Annotated in this window: 15 protein-coding genes and 1 pseudogene; 4 read left to right on the top strand and 12 right to left on the bottom strand. The window is 59.6% G+C overall.

Annotated features, from left to right (window positions below; genetic code table 11):
- The 6 genes and pseudogenes from RGM2987_RS07125 to RGM2987_RS07100 form a co-directional block, all read right to left on the bottom strand.
- Positions 1 to 91: pseudogene (locus tag RGM2987_RS07125) on the bottom strand (phage baseplate protein); the annotation flags it as partial.
- 11 nt (positions 92 to 102) lie between these two features.
- On the bottom strand, positions 103 to 714 hold the full coding sequence (locus RGM2987_RS07120) for a phage baseplate assembly protein V (RefSeq protein WP_245139397.1): 612 nt from the start codon (positions 712 to 714) through the stop codon (positions 103 to 105).
- A 3-nt stretch (positions 715 to 717) separates the two neighbouring features.
- Complete coding sequence (locus RGM2987_RS07115; protein WP_245139396.1) at positions 718 to 1,230, bottom strand: hypothetical protein; 513 nt, start codon at positions 1,228 to 1,230, stop codon at positions 718 to 720.
- A 31-nt stretch (positions 1,231 to 1,261) separates the two neighbouring features.
- Positions 1,262 to 1,612, bottom strand: a complete 351-nt coding sequence (locus tag RGM2987_RS07110; protein WP_245139395.1) for a phage holin family protein — start codon at positions 1,610 to 1,612, stop codon at positions 1,262 to 1,264.
- A gap of 177 nt (positions 1,613 to 1,789) precedes the next feature.
- Positions 1,790 to 2,218 (bottom strand): hypothetical protein, encoded by a 429-nt coding sequence (locus RGM2987_RS07105; protein ID WP_245139394.1) that lies wholly within the window; start codon positions 2,216 to 2,218, stop codon positions 1,790 to 1,792.
- Positions 2,219 to 2,695: 477 nt separating this feature from the next.
- Positions 2,696 to 3,427, bottom strand: coding sequence for an XRE family transcriptional regulator (locus tag RGM2987_RS07100; RefSeq protein WP_245139399.1), 732 nt, complete (start codon positions 3,425 to 3,427; stop codon positions 2,696 to 2,698).
- A gap of 205 nt (positions 3,428 to 3,632) precedes the next feature.
- Here RGM2987_RS07100 and RGM2987_RS07095 point away from each other — a divergent pair, with 205 nt between their 5' ends.
- The 4 genes from RGM2987_RS07095 to fdxA all read left to right on the top strand — a co-directional run bounded on the left by RGM2987_RS07095 (position 3,633) and on the right by fdxA (position 7,897).
- Positions 3,633 to 4,358 (top strand): zeta toxin family protein, encoded by a 726-nt coding sequence (locus tag RGM2987_RS07095; RefSeq protein WP_245139398.1) that lies wholly within the window; start codon positions 3,633 to 3,635, stop codon positions 4,356 to 4,358.
- The gene (locus RGM2987_RS07090; protein ID WP_245139393.1) at positions 4,355 to 4,522 is read left to right on the top strand and encodes a hypothetical protein; all 168 of its coding nucleotides are present in this window, start codon (positions 4,355 to 4,357) and stop codon (positions 4,520 to 4,522) included. Before RGM2987_RS07095 ends, RGM2987_RS07090 begins: the two co-directional genes overlap by 4 nt.
- Positions 4,523 to 4,863: 341 nt before the next feature.
- Complete coding sequence (gene mutS / locus RGM2987_RS07085; protein WP_245139392.1) at positions 4,864 to 7,431, top strand: DNA mismatch repair protein MutS; 2,568 nt, start codon at positions 4,864 to 4,866, stop codon at positions 7,429 to 7,431.
- A gap of 142 nt (positions 7,432 to 7,573) precedes the next feature.
- Entirely contained in the window at positions 7,574 to 7,897 is a 324-nt protein-coding gene (gene fdxA, locus RGM2987_RS07080; RefSeq protein WP_014336809.1) for a ferredoxin FdxA, read from the top strand.
- 728 nt (positions 7,898 to 8,625) lie between these two features.
- Here the strand turns inward: fdxA and rpoS are convergent.
- From rpoS to ispF, 6 genes are all read right to left on the bottom strand, one after another.
- On the bottom strand, positions 8,626 to 9,633 hold the full coding sequence (gene rpoS / locus RGM2987_RS07075) for an RNA polymerase sigma factor RpoS (RefSeq protein ID WP_047227588.1): 1,008 nt from the start codon (positions 9,631 to 9,633) through the stop codon (positions 8,626 to 8,628).
- A gap of 106 nt (positions 9,634 to 9,739) precedes the next feature.
- Entirely contained in the window at positions 9,740 to 10,585 is an 846-nt protein-coding gene (locus RGM2987_RS07070) for a peptidoglycan DD-metalloendopeptidase family protein (protein ID WP_245139391.1), read from the bottom strand.
- 211 nt (positions 10,586 to 10,796) lie between these two features.
- Positions 10,797 to 11,432 carry a protein-L-isoaspartate(D-aspartate) O-methyltransferase gene (locus tag RGM2987_RS07065; RefSeq protein ID WP_171061419.1) on the bottom strand — a complete coding sequence of 212 codons (636 nt, stop codon included), beginning with the start codon at positions 11,430 to 11,432 and terminating at the stop codon, positions 10,797 to 10,799.
- A gap of 41 nt (positions 11,433 to 11,473) precedes the next feature.
- Positions 11,474 to 12,223, bottom strand: coding sequence for a 5'/3'-nucleotidase SurE (surE, locus tag RGM2987_RS07060; RefSeq protein ID WP_245139390.1), 750 nt, complete (start codon positions 12,221 to 12,223; stop codon positions 11,474 to 11,476).
- Positions 12,211 to 13,269 carry a tRNA pseudouridine(13) synthase TruD gene (truD, locus tag RGM2987_RS07055; RefSeq protein WP_245139389.1) on the bottom strand — a complete coding sequence of 353 codons (1,059 nt, stop codon included), beginning with the start codon at positions 13,267 to 13,269 and terminating at the stop codon, positions 12,211 to 12,213. Before truD ends, surE begins: the two co-directional genes overlap by 13 nt.
- On the bottom strand, positions 13,266 to 13,739 hold the full coding sequence (gene ispF, locus RGM2987_RS07050) for a 2-C-methyl-D-erythritol 2,4-cyclodiphosphate synthase (protein WP_245139388.1): 474 nt from the start codon (positions 13,737 to 13,739) through the stop codon (positions 13,266 to 13,268). The genes truD and ispF overlap by 4 nt, the downstream gene beginning before the upstream one ends.
- Positions 13,740 to 13,749: the final 10 nt, after the last annotated feature.

The raw sequence follows: 13,749 nt of genomic DNA, 5'->3' as shown, positions 1-13,749 counted from the left end.
CGAGCGGAGTGGTCAGCGCCCGGGTGGCGCGCTGCACGAACTGCAGCCAGTCGTCGACCGTCGCGCCGGTGTTGCGATCGATTCCAATCATGGGGAAAACTCTTATGCGGTACTGATGACGCGGCCCTGGTGGTCAACCAACGGGCCGCTGAAGTGCACGCCAGACGCATCGAGACGAATGCCAACGGCGCCCAGTTGCAACTCGATGGACTGCGGCGTCATCGCCAGCCTCGAGGGGCCGATGCTCAGCTCAAGGGACTCACGGGAACCGCTGAACGCCGCCGGGCCGTTAATCCAATGCAGGACATGGCCTGCGTGGTCGTAGCCGTTTTCCGTACCGTCCTGGTAGAGGCGACGCGTCAGCGATGCCTGCGTCGAGACGGGCGGAAACTGACCACCATTGAGGCCGAACAACGCCACCGACTGCCCGCCGCCGTCGCCACCGCCATGGTTGAGCAACACACATTGCTCGCCCACGGACGGGATCCGCGACTCGCTCTGTGCTCCGGCACTCGGGTTGAAGAAGCGGATCGCCGGCGTCAGCAGCCCGCCATGGCTGACCTTGCAGGTGTTGCTCGCCGCGTCGACCTCCTGGCAAATGCCGATGCGACAGACGCTGTCGGCACGCCGATGCAAGTCTTCGAGCTCGGTTTCCATCTCGGCCAGACGCTCGATGATCGACCCCAGGTGCAGACGTAAAAGCGCATCGAACATGGTTCAGTCCTCCAGCGCGGTGTATTGATCCGGGTCGTCGATGTTCGACACTTCCCAGGTCCGGGCAAATTTCGGTGTGCCCAAGGGGTCGTCCAGCAGTGTCGGGCCCAGGTATAGGGTTTGAGTGAATGAAAGGGTCCAGGCGGTGTACGGCCGAGTCCCGGCGCCGAAGATGGACGCAACGCCCTCGACGTCTGCTGGCCGGCTGCACTGCTCGGCCGACAGGTTCCAGCGGTTGTCGACGATCACGCGTTTCAACTCACTGGCCAGATCGCACGCCGCCAGACCCGCGCCGGGGGACACGACTTGCATGGACAGCGTCAGGACATGGGCGATACGTCCGTCATTGGCGCGGTTGCCTGACGCGTCGCGCTCGATGGCGATCAGGACCCAAGGCTGATCGCCTGTGTCGTCAAAGTCCTGGGGGCTCCCAACCTTCAGGCCGGGAAGCGTTGTACGCAACGTCTCGGCCATGGCGGAGAACAGCTGCGATGGTTTTTCGATGAGAGTGGGCATTGGACTTTCCTATGGATCGGCAGCACCGGGCTCACTGTTGGTCTGGATGAGAATCCGGCGGCGGCACTTCGCACACACCGATCCGCTTGGCGACCCAGCGCTCGTAGAGACCGATAGCCACATCGGCACCGGCCATGGCGGTCAGGCAACCCAGCGCGCAAGCGCTCCAGATCGACATGCCGAGGGCATACAGCAGCATGATTGCCGAGACACCGCAGATCACGCAGGCACCGGAGCGCAGGGCCAGGCGCCGTAACAGCGACCAGCCGCGGGCCCCTTCCTTGTCGGCACGCCACATCTCGCCGGACACCCCGCCCACCAGGGCGAGCAGGATGACCAGCCAGATCGGCATGTCCAGCAACGCTTGTTGCTCGTTTGTCATTCATGACTCCTGGCGGATTGGTTGGGCGGGGAAGTTTTTTCTGGGATCAAATGGGGTCTTGTCGGTGCAGTAAATGCATCGCTAATAAATAACGGGGAACAAAGGCCAAGCGAACGCTGCTTGTTTGTCCCAAGCGCTGAGCTCAAGTCTTCGCTTCTTAGTTGGACAGGACTGGCTTCACTTGGGAGCGCCGCAGGTCGCGCTTTTGTAAGTCATGGTGTAGGTGTAATGCCGGTCCCAGGGCAGCGGCAGCGCGCTTGGTGCAGCCCACTCCGCATAACTCCCCGCCATCGCACCCGTGGCCGTTATCTTGCCCATGGCGATGGTGGCGAGATTGTTGGAGATCCCTGCCCCTTTCATTGGCACGCTACCATTCCATTGCAGGTCATCTCCGTTCTGGAACCACGCGCCATTCCAGCCAGCCTGCGAACTGGAATACCAAGTGTTGTCTTCCTTGAAACAGATCGTCTGGTTGGCATAGAAGCCGCCACCAGGAACATGGTAGGAAGCGAATTGCCAGGAACCGACAGGCGACGTTTCGGCAAACGCATGGAAGGCCTGGCTCGCCAGGACTGCTGCGATAAGCACACTGAACAATTTTTTCATGGGTCTATTCCTTTAGCTAAATAGGTTTTTGGAACGTCGATACAACTCTGCCTAATCGCACAGGCATTCCAAAAAGCCCGGTCGCCCAGGCTTTTCAGTAATGCGCTTGATCTTTCGGCGCGACTGGCGCGGTACGGATCCATTCAAATTGTTTTTCCGACCGCGGCCCCTGCCCGCCGGATAACTGCTTCTGGTGCTTTACGCTGCACACCTGGGTCAGTTGCCAACCCTCTGAACCGTCAAGGCCGGTTCATCGCTGCCTGTTGGTGCCACTAAAGAGCTTTGTTGCCAGCCGCTTTGACGAGCGGCTTGGACACAGAATATGCATGGATGCATATACAGTCAATGCGTAAATGCATTTATTTATGCATTGCAAATGCACGAGCGCATAGAGGCTCAATGAACACGGGGATTTGGGAAAATCGTGAGGCGAAAAAAAACCCGCACGGTGGCGGGTTTTATCTGACAGCGATGGGGTTAACGGGCGTACATGCCCCACCAGAAGACATGGCCAAGGATGACGATCTGCTCATCCTGCATTTCCTGGAAGCTGTAGTCTTCATCCGGGTGCTCGTCGCGGTTGAAGCTGCGCAGGCGGATGCCGGTGGGCAAGCGATAAAGCTGCTTCACCCGCAACTGGCCGTTGTGATTGATGGCGTAGAGATCGCCGTCGACGATGTCGCCGATCCCGCATTTGCCTGCATTCACCCCGACCGTGGCGCCGTCGCGCAGTACCGGCAACATGCTGTTGCCGCGCACTGTCACGCACTTGGCCTGATCGAACTGCACGCCGTTATGCCGCAGGCTGCGCTTGCCGAATCGCAGGCTGGAGCGCTCGCTCTCCTCGATGACGAATCTTCCTGATCCAGCAGCCAATTCAACCTCACGCAGAAAAGGGACCGACACCTCGTCTTCCTCGACCGGTGTTTCGTCATCCCACAGGCTTATGTCCTTGAGCTCGGCATGCAACGCGTCGCGGCGGCCGCCCACCGGCGCAACCTCCGCCCGCCCGCGCAACTGATCGGTACTCACGGCGAAGTACTCGGCGATTTTCGAGATGTGTTTATCCGAAGGATCGACAATCTTGCCGCTGAGAATCCGCGAGAGGGTGGATTGGGGCACGCCGGTACGACGGTGAAGCTCCGTGGGGGAGATCCCGTGCTGATCGAGCAATGCTCTTAATACGGTAGATACGTTGCGTTTTTGCATAACGCGCATGATGCTTGTTCTTTTTGCGGAAGACAAATGCTGATTTGCATAAATCCGCATATAGCATATAGATGAAGAAACACTTCGTCCGCAGCGTCTCCGGTCGGTGATGCTAACCTGACTCCACTGCGAAAGGTCTGGACCGAATAGTGCGGATGTTCGAACTCATAATGTAGGAGCGGGTGTTAATGGAGGACGCTGCTTGATGACGCCAGCAGAGCAAAGCCATTACGAAGATGCACTGCGCTTCGCTCGTTCGAACAAGAAAATTATTGCAGGGCGGCGCACCGACAAGCTGCTTTACCCGCCGGAAGAAGCCCCAGTTTCTGTTTTCATGGCAGGATCACCCGGCGCAGGCAAAACCGAAGCTTCGATTGCTTTGGTGAATCTATTTGCGGATGCCGCAATCCTACGTATAGATCCTGATGAACTGCGCGACGAATTTCCAGGTTACGAGGGGACGAACTCTTGGCTCTTTCAGGGCGGCGTATCGATTCTCGTTGAAAAAATCCTGGATTTTGCGCTGGATCAAAGACAATCCTTCATCCTCGATGGAACGTTTTCAAACATTGACGTGGCCAGAAGAAATGTGGACCGCTCCTTGAAAAAGGGCAGGTTCGTGCAAATTTTATACGTGTACCAGGCACCGCAACTGGCCTGGGGCTTTGTAAATGCCCGCGAGGCCGCCGAGGGCAGGAGGATTCATAAGGAACATTTCATCGACCAGTACTTTGCCGCACGTGACGTGGTGAACGCGCTTAAGCTAGAGTATCGAGGCGATGTTCATGTAGATCTTCTGCTCAAGCATATCGACAACTCGGGACGACTTTACAAGGCTGGTGTCGATAAAATTGACTACCATATCCCTGAGCAACACACGCGAGCCGACCTAGAGGCTACGCTCGGGCCGCTATCTGGAGCGCACTTATGATTTCGATCAAGCTAGGCTTGTCCAAGGGCACCAAAAGTACATTTGCCGACTTCATCCGTCACGCCAAATCGGATCAAAAAAAACGTGTCTACAGCGAAGTTTTGACTGAGGCTACCAAGCAACAGAACTTGGTGATGATGCAAGCCGAATCGAAACGAGCCTGACATCAAGTTTTTCAGAGACGCCCGGCCAAGTGCCGGGCTTTTTACTCGATATTGAGCTAGCTGATACTCCGCTGTCGCAAACAAGCTTTGCCGCCACAAGTGAATCCAGGGACAGCCAGGGAGACTGGTCGGCTTTTGATCTGGCACCCGTTAACCGCTAAGGCCGGACGCAGGCACTACGCGATGGGCATCTCCATACCCTCGGTCCCAAATTCACTCATCCCTGGGTCCCCCCCAACCACCCATGTTAACCTTGCGCCCATCGGGGAAAAGCCGGGCCGATGCCCCTCCTTTTGCCCCACACCTTTCAACGAGTTTGCCTGACACCGATGAATACCGCCGTGAACGATTTGTCCTCTCACACGCCGATGATGCAGCAATACTGGCGCTTGAAGAATCAGCACCCCGATCAGCTGATGTTCTACCGCATGGGCGACTTCTACGAAATCTTCTACGAAGATGCGAAGAAAGCCGCCAAGTTGTTGGACATCACCCTGACGGCGCGTGGGCAATCGGCAGGGATGGCGATTCCGATGTGTGGGATTCCTTATCACGCGGCGGAAGGTTACCTGGCGAAGCTGGTCAAGCTCGGCGAGTCGGTGGTGATTTGCGAGCAGGTGGGCGACCCGGCCACCAGTAAAGGGCCGGTGGAGCGCCAGGTGGTGCGGATCATCACTCCGGGGACCGTCAGTGATGAGGCCTTGCTGGACGAGCGCCGCGACAACCTTATCGCCGCGGTGCTGGGCGACGAGCGTCTGTTTGGCCTGGCAGTACTGGACATCACCAGCGGTAATTTCTCGGTGCTGGAGATCAAGGGCTGGGAAAACCTGCTGGCGGAACTGGAGCGGGTCAATCCGGTCGAGCTGCTGATCCCGGATGACTGGCCCAAAGACCTGCCGGCGGAAAAGCGCCGTGGGGTTCGGCGCCGTGCGCCGTGGGATTTTGAGCGTGATTCGGCGCTGAAAAGTCTCTGCCAGCAGTTTTCCACCCAAGACCTGAAAGGTTTCGGCTGCGAAAACCTGACCCTCGCCATCGGTGCAGCGGGCTGCCTGTTGGCCTACGCCAAGGAAACCCAACGCACCGCCCTGCCCCACCTACGCAGCCTGCGCCATGAGCGCCTGGATGACACGGTGGTGCTGGATGGCGCGAGCCGCCGCAACCTGGAGCTGGACACCAACCTGGCCGGTGGACGCGACAACACCCTGCAATCGGTGGTCGACCGTTGCCAGACCGCCATGGGCAGTCGCCTGTTGACGCGCTGGTTGAACCGGCCGCTGCGGGACCTGACGGTGCTTCTCGCGCGACAGTCGTCCATTACCTGCCTGCTGGATCGTTATCGCTTCGAGCAGCTGCAACCGCAGCTCAAGGAAATCGGTGATATCGAGCGGATCCTGGCGCGGATCGGCCTGCGCAACGCCCGTCCTCGGGACCTGGCGCGGCTGCGCGATGCCCTCGCCGCGCTGCCGGAGCTGCAAGCGGCGATGACCGACCTTGACGCGCCGCACCTGCAACAATTGGCACGCACCACCAGCACCTACCCTGAGCTGGCGGCGCTGCTGGAAAAAGCCATCATCGATAACCCGCCGGCGGTGATCCGTGACGGCGGCGTATTGAAAACCGGCTACGACGCCGAGCTTGACGAACTGCAATCGCTGAGCGAAAACGCCGGCCAGTTCCTGATCGACCTCGAAGCCCGGGAAAAAGCCCGCACTGGCCTGGCGAACCTCAAGGTCGGCTACAACCGCATCCACGGTTATTTCATCGAGTTGCCGAGCAAACAGGCCGAACAGGCGCCGGCCGATTACATTCGCCGCCAGACCCTCAAGGGCGCCGAGCGTTTCATCACCCCGGAACTCAAGGCTTTCGAAGACAAGGCGCTGTCGGCCAAGAGCCGCGCCCTGGCTCGGGAAAAGATGCTCTATGAAGCGCTGCTCGAAGACCTGATCAGCCAACTGCCGCCACTGCAGGACACCGCCGCCGCCCTGGCGGAGCTGGATGTGCTGAGCAACCTGGCCGAACGCGCGCTGAACCTGGACCTCAACTGCCCGCGCTTCGTCAGCGAACCGTGCATGCGCATCAGCCAAGGCCGGCACCCGGTGGTCGAGCAGGTACTGACCACGCCGTTCGTGGCCAACGACCTGAGCCTGGACGACAACACCCGCATGCTGGTGATCACCGGTCCGAACATGGGTGGTAAATCCACCTACATGCGCCAGACAGCACTGATCGTTCTGCTGGCCCACATCGGCAGCTTCGTGCCTGCGGCCAGTTGCGAGCTATCGCTGGTGGACCGGATCTTCACGCGGATCGGTTCCAGTGATGACCTGGCTGGCGGCCGCTCGACCTTCATGGTGGAAATGAGCGAAACCGCGAACATCCTGCACAACGCCACCGAACGCAGCCTGGTACTGATGGACGAAGTCGGCCGCGGCACCAGCACCTTCGACGGCCTGTCCCTGGCCTGGGCAGCGGCTGAGCGGCTGGCGCACCTGCGGGCCTACACGCTGTTCGCCACGCACTATTTCGAACTCACGGTGTTACCGGAAAGCCAGCCATTGGTGGCGAACGTCCACCTCAACGCCACCGAACACAACGAGCGCATCGTGTTCCTGCACCACGTACTGCCTGGCCCGGCCAGCCAGAGTTACGGCCTGGCGGTAGCACAACTGGCCGGCGTACCCGGCGAAGTGATCACACGGGCCCGCGAGCACCTGAGCCGTCTGGAAACCACCAGCCTGCCCCACGAGGCGCCGCGCCCGGCCAAAGGCAAACCGGCCGCGCCGCAGCAGAGCGATCTGTTCGCCAGCCTGCCGCATCCGGTGCTCGACGAACTGGCCAGGCTCGACCTCGACGACCTGACCCCGCGCCGGGCCCTGGATTTACTCTACACATTGAAGACACGGATCTAACGCACGGGGCTTTCAAGCTGTTAGAATCTCGCGCGGTTTGGGATGCTGCGGACTATTAGCCTGGTTCGCAGATATCGCTCCCGAACCTGGCGACCCCACCGTGAAGGGGCTTCGCCGTAGCCGCCTGAGGAGAGAATTAGAAATGACCTTCGTCGTCACCGACAACTGCATCAAGTGCAAGTACACCGATTGCGTAGAAGTCTGTCCGGTGGACTGCTTCTACGAAGGCCCGAATTTCCTGGTCATTCACCCAGACGAGTGCATCGACTGCGCCCTGTGTGAACCGGAATGCCCGGCGAACGCCATTTTCTCGGAAGACGAAGTGCCGGCCGGCATGGAAAACTTCATCGAGCTGAACGCCGAACTGGCGGACATCTGGCCGAACATCACCGAGAAGAAAGACGCGCTGCCGGACGCCGAAGAGTGGGATGGCAAGGAAGGCAAGATCGCCGATCTCGAACGCTGATCGCCCTGCTTTCCTGGAAAGGCCCCTTGCGGGCCTTTTTGCTTTTTGGGTTGCCGAATCGAACGCAGAACGTCCATAGAGGCATTCCCACGCAGAGCGTGGGTACGATTCGCAGGCAAAAAAAAGGGGCGGTTTGACCCGCCCACATTTTTTCCCTAATCCCTTTAATCCTTTTCATCGTCCTGATGAATCGCGTCCTGCGATGTCCTTCCTGTCCCATCGTCCTTGACGGGTGTGTCTGTCCGTCGACACAGGACTGATATTAGTGTTTTCCCCGGCAGACGCAATTGGGCTCGGATCGCCGCCGTGTGCCGTCACAGGGTAGTCATAAAATAAAATTATTTATAGATCAGTGTGATACGGGCATTCGACGTGTTTTATGGTCGTCTATCCCTACTCTAGATTACCGAACGCTTACGCAACAGTAGGCAAAGGCTTACAAATTGAGCTGGAAAATGGCGTGGATTGGAGCGACCTCTCAAGGCAATGGAAAAGCCCTTATGATTCGCCACCGTCACTTCAATCAGGCGCTGACTTTGTGGCGAGGGAGCTTGCTCCCGCTGGACGCGCCAGCGTCCTCCTGCGGAGCGATTGCCCAACACAGGGGCCGCTTCGCAGCCCAGCGGGAGCTAGCTCCCTCGCCACGGGTTTAATGGGTTCCTTCAAACCACAAACAGAAGAAGGGCGCCTCGTGGCGCCCTTCTTCACTTGCTCTACAACAATGGCTGTTATTGAAACAACGACTCACTCGACAGGCCATTCTTCTCCAAGATCTCCCGAAGACGCTTGAGGCCTTCGACCTGGATCTGCCTGACCCGCTCACGGGTCAACCCGATCTCCAGGCCAACGTCTTCAAGGGTGCTGCTTTCGTGACCGCGCAAGCCGAAGCGGCGGATTACCACTTCCCGTTGCTTGTCCGTAAGCTCGGAGAGCCACTGGTCAATGCTCTGGGACAAGTCATCGTCCTGCAGCAGCTCACACGGGTCAGTGGGCCGGTCATCGGTGAGGGTGTCGAGCAGGGTCTTATCCGAGTCCGGCCCCAGCGATACGTCCACCGAGGAAACCCGCTCATTGAGCCCAAGCATGCGCTTGACCTCGCCTACCGGTTTTTCCAGCAGGTTGGCGATCTCTTCCGGCGAGGGTTCATGGTCAAGCTTCTGGGTCAGCTCGCGGGCGGCTCGCAGGTAGACGTTCAGTTCCTTGACCACATGAATCGGCAGCCGGATGGTCCGGGTCTGGTTCATGATCGCCCGTTCGATGGTCTGGCGGATCCACCAGGTCGCGTAGGTCGAGAAACGGAAGCCTCGCTCGGGGTCGAATTTCTCGACAGCGCGAATCAGCCCCAGGTTGCCCTCCTCGATCAGGTCCAGCAGCGAAAGCCCACGGTTGACGTAGCGTCGGGCGATTTTCACCACCAGGCGCAGGTTGCTTTCAATCATGCGTTTTCGACCGGCCGGGTCGCCACTTTGCGACAGCCGCGCAAAATGCACTTCTTCCTCGGGGGAGAGCAGTGGCGAGAAACCGATTTCGTTGAGGTACAGCTGAGTGGCGTCCAGCGCCCGGGTGTAATCGATGTACTTATGTTGTTTAAGCGAAGCGGAGTGTCTGGATTTGGCACGAACGGAAGGTGGAGTCGCCCCTTCATCATTCGACATCGAATCCATAGCGATGCCGGTCTCCATCAGGAGAACCTCATCGTCGATGTCAAACTCCGGCACTTCTTTACTGAGAGCCATTGTTATAGTCCTTTGGTGAGTTCGACCTCAAGCTCAAGCGACGCCTTTATCCTTGGCAACGCTGGAGCCTGTTCCCTCTACGTGACGGAACAGGCTGACAATCAAATCAACGCCGTGGCAGGAATTGCAGCGGATCTACAGGTTTACCTTGTCGGCGAATCTCAAAATGCAGTTTCACCCGGTCTGTTCCCGTCGATCCCATTTCGGCAATTGTCTGTCCGACCTTGACCTGCTGCCCCTCCCGAACCAACAGCCTGCGGTTGTGACCATAGGCACTGACGTAGGTATCGCTGTGTTTGATGATGACGAGTTCGCCGTAGCCCCTCAAACCACTCCCGGCGTACACAACCGTGCCATCAGACGCAGCTAAAACAGGCTGTCCCAAATCCCCGGCGATATCAATTCCTTTATTCAAACTACCGTTTGAAGAGAATTTTCCAATGAGAACGCCATTAGAAGGCCATCCCCAGCCGGTCGGGGCGGGGCCTGCCGGGGGCATCGGAGCTGGGGTCGGTTTGCTGGCGACGGACGGTACTGTCGCCGTTTCGGCCCCCGCCGGGCGGCGGATGACCGTGGTTTTACTCGACGACGAAGCGGTCGAACCGGACTGTGTGACGACAGCGGTAGGTGTTGATCCGGTCCGGCCATCGAAGCGAATCGTCTGACCCGGGTGAATCGTATAAGGCGCAGGAATATTGTTCCGAGCCGCGAGGGCCTTGTAGTCCCAGCCGTAGCGAAAAGCGATGGAAAACAGCGTATCGCCGCGACGGACTACGTACTGGCCGGTCGTTACTGTAGGACGCTGGGGCGCTGCACTGTTGCGATCGACCACCCGGACGTTGCCCGAGGGTGTACTGGAACAACCGACCAGCAAAGTACTCAAGACAAGGCCAGTCACCAGGCGCTGAAAGCTTGTGATACCCATACGCTGCGCAATGACTGTGAGACTCACCCGCCGCTCCCTTTGTGGTGGCTGAAAAATGGGAAACTGCCTGTCCAGGCAGATGTCGTGCAAATCGAGCCGGCGACAACCACGCTTCTATTAATGAAGCGAAAAGCGCCACCGCACACGTTTGCTTGTCGCCAATGGACGCTGTTCAACCAAACGGTGCCGCTGTAAGACACAACCGCCGCCGCGGAATTCAGCGTTTGTTTATAAATGCTCAGGCCAGTGGCCCGTTGAGCAGCGGTACGAAACGCACCGCTCCCAGAACGTGTCGGGAGAAGCCCTGCTCCTCGCGCACGATCAGCATCAGTTGCTGCACTTCACCGGCGCCCACCGGAATGACCAAGCGCCCACCTGGTGCCAGTTGATCCAGCAGGGCCTGGGGCACATCGGTGGCGACGGCGGTCACGATGATGCCGTTATAAGGTGCCAGCGCCGGCCAACCTTCCCAGCCATCGCCCCAGCGAAACACAACGTTGCGCAGGTTCAATTCAACCAGGCGTTCTTTGGCGCGATCCTGCAGAACCTTGATCCGCTCCACTGAAAACACCCGTTCGACCAACTGCGACAACACCGCCGTCTGGTAACCCGAGCCGGTACCGATCTCCAGCACCTTGTCCAGTGGCCCCGCCTCCAACAGCAACTCGCTCATGCGGGCCACCATGTAAGGCTGGGAAATAGTCTGGTTGTGGCCGATGGGCAGCGCGGTGTCTTCGTAGGCCCGATGGGCCAGGGCTTCGTCAACGAACAAATGCCGTGGCGTGCGACGAATCACTTCCAGAACCTGGGCGTTGGACAGGCCTTCTTCGTAGAGACGCTGGATCAACCGCTCACGGGTACGCTGGGAGGTCATGCCGATTCCACGGCGCAGCATATCGTCTTGCTCACGAGCCATCAGCGCAGCCCCTCCAGCCAGCCATCGAGACTTCGAAAAGCATCGTTGAAGGTGCGGTCCAGCTGCAACGGCGTGATCGATACATAGCCTTGCATTACCGCGTGAAAATCGGTACCCGGCCCACCGTCCTCGGCATCACCGGCAGCGGCAATCCAGTAACCGGCCTTGCCACGCGGGTCGACCACGTGCATCGGCTTGGCGGCGCGAGCGCGATGACCCAGGCGCGTGAGTTGGATGCCACGGATGTGATCAAGCGGCAGGTTCGGGATGTTCACGTTCAGCACCGTGCGCGGCGGCAAGTCGAGCTCGCCATGGGCCTCCACCAGTTTGCGGGCGAAGTAGGCAGCGGTCGGCAGGTTATCGACCTGGCGCGAAACAAACGAAAAGGCAAACGACGGGCGTTCCAGGAAGCGACCTTCCAGGGCGGCGGCCACCGTGCCGGAATACAGCACATCGTCACCGAGGTTGGCGCCCAGGTTGATGCCCGAGACCACCATGTCCGGCTCGCGCTCCAGCAACCCGTGGATACCCAGGTGCACGCAGTCGGTCGGTGTCCCGTTGACGCTGATGAAACCGTTGTCCAGGTAGCAGGGGTGCAACGGACGGTCGAGCGTCAGCGAACTGCTGGCGCCGCTCTTGTCCTGGTCCGGAGCGATGACCACGCACTCGGCATAATCCGCCAGCGCAGCATAGAGCGCGGCGAGACCGGGTGCTGTCACCCCGTCGTCGTTAGAAATCAGAATACGCATGGGCTGTCCGTCTGCCCCACCGGCACCAGATCGACGAGTTCGCGCACCAAGACAGTGGCGAAACATCCGGCCGGCAGGACGAATTCCAATTGCAGAATGTCAGACTCGGGATAATGCCACGACAGCCCACCAATGGGCAGTCGCAGGATGCGACGTTCGTGACTCATTCCCGCGTTTATCAACCAGTCGCGCAACTCGGCTTCGCCTTCGGCAATCGCCTGTTCAAGCGCAAAGGTCGCGCCACTGGCAGGCGAAGGCCCTTCGCCCCATTGCGGCCCGGTCGGGTGCAGATCGAGGATCGCCAGGCGCGGGTCGCTGCACTCCGCCTCGCCGGCAGGGAAAAAGCTGCGGCTGTCGGTGAAGGCCAGCAAATCGCCGACCTGGGCGCGCTGCCAGGTGCCGTCGGCGACCCGGGCTGCCAACACCTTGTTGAACAGAAAACTGCGGGCCGCCGACAGCAACCGCGAGCGCACGTTGCGCTGCTCGGGCAAAGCCTTGCGCGCCGCCCAGCCACGAGCATCGACGACATTGCCGCCATCGTGGCCGAACCGCTGGGCACCAAAATAGTTAGGGATGCCCTGGAGGACAATCTGTTGCAGGCGCGCATCGATAGCCGCCGCGTCGCCCTTGAACTGGGTCAGGCGCAGGGTGAAACCATTGGCCGAGTGCGCGCCGCGTTGCAGCTTGCGTTTATGCCGGGCCGTCTTGAGGATCTTCAGCGTGTCGTTCTCGGCTGCCGACAGGTCCGGATCGGCCTTGCCGGGCAATTGAACGCTGAACCACTGACGGGTCAGCGCCTGCCGATCCTTGAGCCCGGCGTAGCTGACGGTGCGCAACGGCACGCCGGCGGCCTTGGCAATGCGCCGGGCAGCCTCCTCGGTGTTCAGGCCGCGTTTCTCGACCCAGATCCACAGATGCTCGCCATCGCCGGTCAACGGAATCTCGAGCACTTCATCGACCTGGAAATCTTCAGCGGTGGCCTTGAGTACCGCGCTGCCCAGCGCCTCGCCGTAGGCCCGCGGGCCCAGCAATTCCAGTTCCGTCATGAGCGCAGCAACAAGGCAACGGAGTGAACGGCGATGCCTTCCTTGCGACCGACGAAACCGAGTTTTTCAGTGGTGGTGGCCTTCACGTTCACCTGGTCCAGCTCCACTTGCAGGTCTTCGGCAATCAACTGGCGCATCGACTCGATGTGCGGCGCCATTTTCGGCGCCTGGGCGACGATGGTGTTGTCCACATTGCCGACTTTCCAGCCCTTGGCGTGGATCAGCGAGACCACATGACGCAACAGCACGCGGCTGTCGGCGCCCTTGAATTGGGGGTCGGTATCAGGGAAATGCTTGCCGATGTCACCCAGCGCCGCTGCGCCAAGCAATGCATCGCTCAAGGCGTGCAGCAGGACATCACCGTCAGAATGCGCGAGCAGCCCGAAGCCGTGTGCGATACGCACGCCGCCCAGAGTAATGAAGTCGCCTTCAGCAAAACGGTGAACATCGTAGCCGTGGCCAATACGCATAAAAAAACGC

Origin of the sequence: Pseudomonas sp. RGM2987, from assembly GCF_022952855.1 — a bacterium.
Taxonomy (GTDB): domain Bacteria; phylum Pseudomonadota; class Gammaproteobacteria; order Pseudomonadales; family Pseudomonadaceae; genus Aquipseudomonas.
Note: the sequence above shows the minus strand (reverse complement) of the source record. Positions and strands in the feature narration are given on the sequence as shown.

Excerpts from the sequence above, each read along its gene's own strand:
- fdxA (WP_014336809.1), top strand. The coding sequence starts at position 7,574 with ATGACCTTCGTCGTCACCGACAACTGCATCAAGTGCAAGTACACCGAT.
- RGM2987_RS07090 (WP_245139393.1), top strand. The coding sequence starts at position 4,355 with ATGATTTCGATCAAGCTAGGCTTGTCCAAGGGCACCAAAAGTACATTT.
- RGM2987_RS07100 (WP_245139399.1), bottom strand. The coding sequence starts at position 3,427 with ATGCAAAAACGCAACGTATCTACCGTATTAAGAGCATTGCTCGATCAG.
- RGM2987_RS07065 (WP_171061419.1), bottom strand. The coding sequence starts at position 11,432 with ATGACCTCCCAGCGTACCCGTGAGCGGTTGATCCAGCGTCTCTACGAA.
- truD (WP_245139389.1), bottom strand. The coding sequence starts at position 13,269 with ATGACGGAACTGGAATTGCTGGGCCCGCGGGCCTACGGCGAGGCGCTG.
- surE (WP_245139390.1), bottom strand. The coding sequence starts at position 12,223 with ATGCGTATTCTGATTTCTAACGACGACGGGGTGACAGCACCCGGTCTC.
- RGM2987_RS07110 (WP_245139395.1), bottom strand. The coding sequence starts at position 1,612 with ATGACAAACGAGCAACAAGCGTTGCTGGACATGCCGATCTGGCTGGTC.
- RGM2987_RS07105 (WP_245139394.1), bottom strand. The coding sequence starts at position 2,218 with ATGAAAAAATTGTTCAGTGTGCTTATCGCAGCAGTCCTGGCGAGCCAG.
- RGM2987_RS07095 (WP_245139398.1), top strand. The coding sequence starts at position 3,633 with ATGACGCCAGCAGAGCAAAGCCATTACGAAGATGCACTGCGCTTCGCT.
- ispF (WP_245139388.1), bottom strand. The coding sequence starts at position 13,739 with ATGCGTATTGGCCACGGCTACGATGTTCACCGTTTTGCTGAAGGCGAC.
- rpoS (WP_047227588.1), bottom strand. The coding sequence starts at position 9,633 with ATGGCTCTCAGTAAAGAAGTGCCGGAGTTTGACATCGACGATGAGGTT.
- RGM2987_RS07115 (WP_245139396.1), bottom strand. The coding sequence starts at position 1,230 with ATGCCCACTCTCATCGAAAAACCATCGCAGCTGTTCTCCGCCATGGCC.
- RGM2987_RS07120 (WP_245139397.1), bottom strand. The coding sequence starts at position 714 with ATGTTCGATGCGCTTTTACGTCTGCACCTGGGGTCGATCATCGAGCGT.